Raw genomic sequence first — 971 nt, forward strand, 5'->3', positions numbered from 1 at the left:
CCGCCCCCGGCCGTACCGCGTCCAGATCCGGCTGCGCACGCTGGACGACGCCGACTGGGAGCGGTTCCTGGACGCCGCGGCGGACCGGCCCGGGCACATCGCCGCGCTGCTGGACAAGGAGATGCCGCACGCCCTCGCGGAGGGGGACGTGCCGCTGCTGCCCGGCCCCGGCGACCTGGACCCCCGCTGCAGCTGCCCCGATCGCGGCCACCCCTGCAAGCACGCCGCCGCCCTCTGCTACCAGACGGCCCGGCTGCTCGACGCCGACCCCTTCGTGCTGCTCCTGCTGCGCGGGCGCGGGGAGCGCGAACTCCTCGACGCGCTGTCCCGGCTGAGTGCCGCGCGGGCCGCCCGCGCCGCCCAGGAGCGGGACCCGGCGCCGCTGCCCGGCGTACGCGCCACCGACGCCCTCGCCCCGCGCGCACTCCCACCGCTCCCGGCCCCGTCGCGGACGCCCGCGCACCCCGAGCAGCCTCCGGCGTATCCGGCGGCGCCGGGCGGACCCGACCCGCTCGCGCTGGACCAGCTCGCCACCGACGCCGCCGCCCGCGCCCACGCCCTGCTCGCCTCCGGCCACGACCCGGTCGCCNNGAGCTGGCGCGCGCGGTCGCCGCCTGGCGACAGGGCGGCCTCGACGGGCTCGCCGCGCTGGAGGAGCCCTGGGACCCGCCGGCCGGCCGTTTCGACCGGGCCCGCCCGCTCCTCCTGGCCGCCGACTTCCCTCCGTTCCGTCCCTGGCGCAACCGCCTGACCCACCCGCGCGGCAACCTCCAGCTCCGCCTCGGCCGCGACGGTCTGTGGTACGCCTACGAATCCGAGCCGGGCGCGGACGACTGGTGGCCGCGCGGCACCCCGGACCCCGACCCGGTGGGAGCCCTGACCGGCCTGGGCGCCCCCACCGAACCCTGACCGCACACCGCAGCCGCGAGCCGTGAGCCGGGGCTTGGCCAGGTGAGGGGGCTGAGTCGGGA

General features: G+C 79.4%; 1 pseudogene. It reads left to right on the forward strand.

Annotated features, from left to right (window positions below):
• Positions 1-909, forward strand: a pseudogene (locus CCN42_RS20320) (SWIM zinc finger family protein); the annotation flags it as partial.
• Positions 910-971: the final 62 nt, after the last annotated feature.

Source organism: Streptomyces glaucescens (genome assembly GCF_002154375.1).
GTDB classification, from domain to species: domain Bacteria; phylum Actinomycetota; class Actinomycetes; order Streptomycetales; family Streptomycetaceae; genus Streptomyces; species Streptomyces glaucescens.